Genomic DNA, 7,379 nt, shown 5'->3' with positions numbered 1-7,379 from the left:
GACTGAAACTATTCCATTATCCACTTTTCCTACGCTTCCTAAATATTGTCTAGCTACATAATCTGTTTTCTTCCCTTTTTTTCTATCTCCTGTTTCATCTATTACTAATGTAATTGCACGTCCATCTAATTGTTTTTTCAATTTATTTAATCTTCTTTGTTTTAATTTTCCTACTGGCCAATCTGAATTTGCTATGAAATGGTGTAATGATTGTGCTGAATTTATACTCACTACCTTCGCTATCTCTGGTAACGATTTTCTTTTTATCGTTGATATTATCCCCAGATGTAAATATTTGAAGCACTCATAATTCCTTACTTCTTTAAACAGGTCTTTATACTCTGCACAATATTCATCTATGATGCCAACTGTTGGATGAGGAGCTCTTGCCAAATGTTTGATAATTTGTAATTCTACATCCATTGCCCTACTTACCTTCCAGAGTTTTTTCTTTTCATCCTTTTATTCAGAATACTCGGAAAGTGACAGAAGAGGGATAAGATTGTTTTTAGATATAAAGCCTGGAATAATAATGACACAAAATTTGCACCTAAAGATACTAGGCCTATAGCAGTTCAATTTCAAAAATTAGCAATTTTAGCCCAAGAATAAAGTGTTATTCTGTCTCTGTGTTTTTTGTTTCTCTGCGGTTAATTTATTTTTTATACACTAACCCTTTTTTTCACTTTCCAGGAGGGCAATCTCTAGAAGCTTTATCAGCCAATCAATACAAACTATTTTGTTACAAAAACTTGGTTATTATATTTGTTATTAGGAAAAAATCTTGCGATCGCTTCGTATACAAAAGCTCTAGAATTCAGAAATGGTAAAAGTTTTCAGAGAATGACAGAACAGGGATACCAAATTTAACGATCATGACGCGGACATAATACCTTTGATCACAGGAGGGAGAAGGGTACAAGCCTCGCCCCTGGTGGGCGACCCAATTCATGCCTTTTCCCTTTCCCCTTTTCCCCTCTTAATTTATGGTGTTCCCACCGCCCCAGAGTAAACTAAACCCCGTTGCAGATCCAGCGTTAAAATCGCTCCATCCCGAATTACTTCAGTTGCTGTTTTCACACCTACAATGACTGGTACACCAAGACGCAAGCCAATTACTGCTGCATGACTTGTCAGACTTTCATCTTCTGTAATAATTCCGGCAGCTTTGCGAATCGCCTCTACAAAATCAGCGCTAGTGCGGGGTGCAACCAAAATATCTCCAGGATTAAAGTTACTCACTTCCATTCCAGTGTGAGCCACTCTAGCGCGACCACTTACTAAGCCTTGTCCCAGTCCAATTCCCTGACCTAGCACCGCAGTCACCACTTCAACCTTAATCAAATCTGTGGAGCCAGAAATCCCTTGGAGTGTGCCAGCAGTCATCACTACCAAATCTCCCTCAGACAGTAACTGATTTTCTTGAGCGACATTAATTGCGGCTTGAAATGTTTGACCAGTAGAAGGCAATCCTAATACCAATAACGGCTTGACTCCCCATACCATCTGTAGCTGTCGTGCCACATTTACATGGGGTGTGATTGCCAAAATCGGTGTTTTAGGACGAAACTTAGAAACATTGCGAGCTGTTGCCCCGGTTTGGGTTAGGGTCATAATTGCTGCTGCTCCCAGTTGTTCGGCAATTTGACTTACAGCTTGGCTAATAGCATTGGGAATAGAACGCCTAGCATCTCTTAGTTGACGTACTGTTGAGCGTGCCTCTTCCTGTTCAATGCGCTCGGCAATCCGCGCCATTGTCGCTACAGCTTCTACTGGGTAATCACCGACGGCAGTTTCATTGGAGAGCATTACCGCATCCGTGCCGTCTAAAATCGCGTTAGCCACATCCGACACTTCGGCGCGGGTGGGACGGGGATTGCTCACCATGCTATCTAACATCTGGGTAGCTGTAATGATGGGAATCCCTAAGCGATTTGCTGTTATAATCAATTGCTTTTGGAGTACAGGAACATCTTCCGCTGGTAGTTCTACCCCTAAGTCGCCTCTGGCAACCATCACGCCATCACATAAAGCTAAAATTGCCTCCATTTGTTCAATGGCTTCATGCTTTTCAATTTTGGCAACAACTGGCACTTGTTTGCCTGTACTGAAAATTAGCTCTTTAATTTCGATAATATCTTGAGGATTGCGGACAAAGGAAAGTGCTACCCAATCTACGCCTTGGTCTAAACCAAACATGAGATCTTCACGATCTTTGTCGGTCATGGCTTTAACCGATAGGTAAACCCCTGGGAAGTTCACGCCTTTATTGTTAGACAACTTGCCAGGCACAGTGATGCGACAATGCAAATCACCTTTGTCTCGGTTAATCTCCTCTACGAGCATTTCTACTCGTCCATCATCGAGGAGAATTTTTGCACCTACGGGAACTTCTTCTGCCAAATAATCGTAGGTGACGCAGCTAATATCTTGTGAGCCGATAACTGGGCGATTTGTTAAGGTGAAGTGATCACCTTTTGCTACAACTATAGAACCATTTTCAAACCGTCCCAAACGAATTTTTGGCCCTTGCAAGTCTTGGAGAATTGCCACTGGCTGATTTAGTTCAAAGGCAGTTTGCCGAATTAAGCGAATATTACGCTGATGGTCGGCATGAGTACCGTGGGAAAAGTTTAGCCGCAGTGTCGTTGCACCTGCCTCAATGATCGCTTTGAGCATTTCGGGGCTGCTGGTGGCGGGACCAATCGTAGCGACAATTTTTGTCCGGCGTAGAGAATCTCTTAATTGCATAAGGGCTGATTCGAGGGAGCTATCTGGGAAGTCTACTAAATTAAAGATTTAGTATTCAGTCAATGCTATGTCAATGCTTAAGCAGTTACAAAGTAATTAATAAAGGAATGGGGTTTTTAGAAGTATTTTGGATTGGGAATTATTTATTTTTCCTCCTTATTTTCCTTAGAATCTGTGGGATAGAGTAGTTATCGTACACCAATCTTGGCTCCATCCTCCCTAAGAGAGATTCAGTCACATCAGCTCTTTAGTACTTGATTGACACATCCTAATAAGCAACAAAAACTTGGGTTTCGTCTGGAATCATAGCGTTATTCGTCAGCTTATAAGTAAAGATATAGATAAATATTGCTATACAAAAGTTAATTAAAATTTATTATTCTCTCATATTCGTTGTATATTTGTAATATTTGATCAAAGGAGTTACGAATGCTCACGTTGGAGGCACAGAAGTCACTCAAAGTCCCACCCAAGGAATTCTTAGCGCCTCCTGGTGATTTAAATCCAACATTGCTGCTGTTTTTAGCAGCGGTGTCAATGCTGGTGCTATCTAACTTTGGTTACTGGCTATGGCTATGGCCACATTGGCTATGCTTTAGTATTAACACTCTAGCTTTGCATTGCGCTGGGACGGTAATTCACGATGCATGTCATCAATCTGCCCATCGCAACCGGGTGATTAATGCGATGTTAGGTCACGGTAGCGCTCTTATATTAGCCTTTGCCTTTCCAGTTTTTACGCGGGTGCATTTACAGCATCATGCCCATGTTAACCATCCTGAAGATGACCCAGATCATTACGTCTCTACAGGCGGGCCATTATGGTTGATTGCAGTCCGGTTTTTGTACCACGAAGTGTTTTTCTTTCAGCGGCAACTATGGCGTAAATATGAGCTATTGGAATGGTTCCTTAGCCGCTTAATTGTCGGTGTAATTGTTTATATCTCGGTTCAATATCATTTTTTAGGATATTTGCTCAACTTTTGGTTTATCCCAGCATTTTTGGTGGGCATAGCACTGGGATTATTCTTTGATTATCTACCACATCGTCCCTTTGTAGAGCGCGATCGCTGGAAAAATGCTCGCGTTTACCCTAACCCAATCCTAAATATCCTGATTATGGGGCAAAACTACCACTTAATTCATCATTTGTGGCCTTCTATCCCCTGGTATAACTACCAGCCTGCATATTATGTCATGAAGCCACTTTTAGATGAAAAAGGATGTTATCAAACTTCAGGATTATTGCAAAGAAAGGACTTTTTTGAATTTGTTTATGACATTTTTTTAGGAATTAGATTTCACCACAATCACCCATCTAAAAACTAGCAAAATGTATGTGGCAATAAATTTGCCGCTAGTGAAAAAAGCGGCAAATTTATTATCATTATTACGGTAATTATATTAATTGTGATACATAATACTTCCCTGTACAACTAATAAATATTGCTCAGCATTGTTTTGTAAAAAAATCAAACTTTTTATGGAACCATCAGAATCTAAACTAAACCAACCTAAATCAAAATTAGAAAGTGCTAGCACATTGATTAAACGCTTTAGTGCTGGGGCAGTAATTGGACTGATAATTGCTGTAATACAATGGGGCAGTTATACTTATTTTTTTGATTCGATACCGTTAAATAAAGGCGTTATCTTCTGTTTAGGACTGACAATCATCTGCGGATTGATGACACTCAAATGGGGTTACAAAATATTGGAGTCCTTGTTGCAGTTATTGGAGTAATTTCCTTTTCAGGGCTATACTAACCGTTTGTGCGAGTACACTATCATTTATTTGAGAATAGCTTAACGGGATTTTTTGAATAGTTGAATTTGCCAACTTTCTACTTTAGGAGTAGGAGAAATTACCTGCATAGACCAATAACTCAAAACCATTAGAAATAGTCCAGATACAGCGCCTACCATTAAACCAATTAGTAAAGCAGATTTGCGCGGAAAAATAGTAATAGTAGTATTGTTAGTTTGTTGAACTGCAAGTGATGATGCTTTTTCTTTAAAAACTTTATTAGTATCGTGTTTCAATAAAGGAGTTTGAGGGACTGTCATCACACTTACTGCTGGAGAATTAGAAGATAATTCTTGTTTTGGTGGGTAGAGATTGTTGGGTGGTAACGATTCCTCTGGTAGGGTAATATCACTGTTTTGATTGTCTAGCAGTGGTGCTGATGTCTTACTTCCTAAAATTTCGTTAGTGTCTTGCCCAGGTGAAAGGAGCTGAGACCATAAGATGGTAGGGTCATTAGGGTCTAACTCCTGTACTGGTGGGTAAAGATTAGTAAGTGGCAATAACGCTTCTGAAGCTTCTTTTGCTGAGTGATATCGGTCTTGAAAATGGTATCGCACCATTTTGTTGAGTACCGCAGCTAGCTCAGCACTTACTTGTGCGCGGTCTTGCCAGATAATCTCACCTGTATTAGCATCTTCTGGTAGTTGTGTCGGATGTACTCCTGTTAGAGCTTGAATGCCAATCATGCCTAGAGCATAAATATCACTATTAGGGCGTGGTTTGCCTCGTTGTTGCTCATTAGGCATATAGCCTGGTGTACCAATAGCGATCGTAGTATGTTGCTCTATAGGTAGAAAAATTGAAGTCTCTCCTTGACCTCTGACCAATTCATCCCAAATTGGCTTGACAGCACCAAAGTCAATAAGTATTAACCGATTATCCTGTTTTCGTCTAATAATATTATTTGGTTTGACATCTCTATGGATCAGCCCTTGAGCGTGAACAAAATTCAAGATGCCCAAAATTTCTTGCAGTAGTTGAAAAACTTTACGTTCAGACCAGCAGTAGCCAGGCGAGAGTTCAACACTGAGGGGATGCCCTTCAATAAACTCTTGCACTAAATAAAACTCAAGATTGTCTTCAAAGGAAGCTAAAACATGGGGAACCAAGTCATAATTGGTCAATTTTTTGAGCGCTTCTACTTCTCGCGTGAATAATCGCCTACGTATTTCTACTGGTATACAATATCTACTGCTAGGTAAGAAATGTTTTACTACACGAGTCGGATGAGAGGGAAGATCAGTGTCTTGAACCATGTAGGTTTGACAAAATGCGCCTTGACCCAAGACTTGAACAACCTGATAACGCTCCCCTAGTAACTTGCTGCTTAACATGTTACACCGTCCCTGACGACTGTGTTAAGTAATTTTACTTAAAAAATATTTATTTATAAGAATTAATATATATTTCTTACTAAGGAAACTAACCGTAAATTCCCAGAGGCCTGAATTTGAACTTCATAGAAACTTCATAAAGTCTTTATTTTAGCACTTTGAAAAGTTTGGACATGAGGAGAAATAATCAGTAAATCAGGAATTTACGCTAAGTAATTTTTTTATCTTAATTCAAGACAAAATAAATCACTGGAAGAAATAACAATGACTAATGATACCAGAAGAAGCATACCACTAAGTCATGATGCTAAACAACTGATTAGAGGGCTAATTATTGGTAAAGTACTTACATTGGCAGTCGTAGGCGGGCTGTGGTGGTTATGGCTGAAACCTCGCTTCCAAGTAGCTCAAGACACTTCCTCTGGTCAAAGTGCAACAAACACTTCTACAAACACCTCTTCTGATCTTGCAATCTCAACCTTTCAAACTGTAACAGATGTGCCTAGTGGCTCATTCAATTATGGTGGAAGTACAGCCTGGGCACCCATTAGACAACTCGTAGATTCTCAAATTCAGCTGACTCGTCCAGAGTTTCAGTTGCGCTACGTAAATCCCGTTAATAGTAGCCCTGGTAACGGCTCAGGTATTCGCATGTTGCTCGACGGCAAATTAGACTTTGCTCAGTCTTCCCGTCCCCTAACAGCCGCAGAAAAAGATATAGCTCGGCAGCGAGGTTTTACCCTGGAGCAACGTCAAGTTGGCATTGATGCCATAGCAGTAGTAGTCAACCCAGCACTAAAAGTTCCTGGTTTAACTGTTGAACAGTTACAGCAGATTTATTTAGGGCAAATAACTAACTGGAAACAGGTGGGCGGCCCAGACCTCGCTATTACCGCCTTTTCTCAGCATCCAGAAAATGCAGACGCGCTATTAATTTCTGGCAAAGAGGTTTTAGAGAAGCAAGCCCTTGGCTCTAAGGTGCAATATGTCTACTCGACAACTGAGGCTCTGCGCCGCGTGAACCAAACTCCTGGCGGTCTGTATTACGCTTCTGCTCGTGGAGTAGTGCATCAATGTATGGTCAAGCCTATACCATTGGGTATTACTTCCACACAGCTAATTCCCCCGTATCAAGAGCCTTTCGTACCATCAAATCAGTGTCCGCAAAATCGCAATCAGCTCAACACAGAAGTGATCAAGAATGGTAGTTATCCCATTACTACAAGACTGTTTGTGATTATTAAGCAAAATCAAGGACAGGAGCAGCAAGCTGGAGAAGCTTATGCCAGACTTTTAGAGACTTACCAGGGTCAAAGGGTAATTAAGCAAGTTGGGTTTGTCCCAGAAAGAAGTGAGAAGTCGCTAGCTTCAAGTCAACAGAAATGAACGGGAACTATTAAGAGTTCCCCATTCCTTGTTCTATTAGACGCGATTTATCGCGTCTCTACATGAGCGATAAATTGCATCTCTACATGAGGCTTTTTAGC

The 7,379-nt window shown here is 40.6% G+C and carries 5 protein-coding genes; 2 read left to right on the top strand and 3 right to left on the bottom strand.

Features of this window, described 5'->3' with window-relative positions:
- Positions 1–423, bottom strand: a 423-nt coding sequence (locus I8751_RS24480; protein ID WP_214441690.1) for a transposase, incomplete at its 3' end; no start/stop codon positions are given.
- A 561-nt stretch (positions 424–984) separates the two neighbouring features.
- The gene (gene pyk / locus I8751_RS24475) at positions 985–2,751 is read right to left on the bottom strand and encodes a pyruvate kinase (RefSeq protein WP_214441689.1); all 1,767 of its coding nucleotides are present in this window, start codon (positions 2,749–2,751) and stop codon (positions 985–987) included.
- Between the two features lie 429 nt (positions 2,752–3,180).
- Between pyk and crtR the strand changes: the two genes are divergently transcribed.
- Positions 3,181–4,080 carry a beta-carotene hydroxylase gene (crtR, locus tag I8751_RS24470; RefSeq protein WP_214441688.1) on the top strand — a complete coding sequence of 300 codons (900 nt, stop codon included), beginning with the start codon at positions 3,181–3,183 and terminating at the stop codon, positions 4,078–4,080.
- A 477-nt stretch (positions 4,081–4,557) separates the two neighbouring features.
- Here crtR and I8751_RS24465 read toward each other — a convergent pair whose 3' ends face one another.
- On the bottom strand, positions 4,558–5,892 hold the full coding sequence (locus I8751_RS24465; RefSeq protein ID WP_214441687.1) for a serine/threonine-protein kinase: 1,335 nt from the start codon (positions 5,890–5,892) through the stop codon (positions 4,558–4,560).
- A gap of 264 nt (positions 5,893–6,156) precedes the next feature.
- On the opposite strand from I8751_RS24465, the gene I8751_RS24460 reads away from it, so the two are divergent.
- Positions 6,157–7,278 (top strand): PstS family phosphate ABC transporter substrate-binding protein, encoded by a 1,122-nt coding sequence (locus I8751_RS24460; protein ID WP_214441686.1) that lies wholly within the window; start codon positions 6,157–6,159, stop codon positions 7,276–7,278.
- Positions 7,279–7,379 lie beyond the last annotated feature (101 nt).

Source organism: Atlanticothrix silvestris CENA357 (assembly GCF_016056295.1).
GTDB lineage: Bacteria > Cyanobacteriota > Cyanobacteriia > Cyanobacteriales > Nostocaceae > Atlanticothrix > Atlanticothrix silvestris.
This window is presented reverse-complemented; position numbering and strand designations above follow the sequence as displayed.